At 41.6% G+C, this 238-nt stretch carries 1 protein-coding gene; it reads left to right on the top strand.

The window, feature by feature from the left end; genetic code table 11:
• Nucleotides 1-238, top strand: a 238-nt coding sequence (locus Q4548_RS17345; RefSeq protein ID WP_369281308.1) for a PTS transporter subunit EIIC, incomplete at both ends; no start/stop codon positions are given.

Below are 238 nucleotides of genomic sequence, written 5' to 3'. Positions count from 1 at the left end.
GAAAAAGGGAGTTTATTCAACCGTTTTATTGATATGATTTCCGGGATCTTTACTCCAATACTCAGTGTATTAGTCGCAGCGGGTATGACGAAAGGTTTTACTGCTTTATTTGTTGCAATTGGCTGGCTTGATATAGAAGGTGGAACCTATCAAATCCTAAACGCCATTGGCGACGGTCTGTTCTACTTCCTGCCAATTCTCTTAGGTTACACGGCTATGAAGAAGTTTGGTGGAACAC

It is taken from the genome of Wenyingzhuangia sp. 2_MG-2023, from assembly GCF_030548295.1.
Taxonomy (GTDB): Bacteria; Bacteroidota; Bacteroidia; order Flavobacteriales; family Flavobacteriaceae; genus Wenyingzhuangia.
The sequence above is the reverse complement of the archived record's forward strand: the minus strand, read 5'-3'. Positions and strand labels throughout refer to the sequence as shown.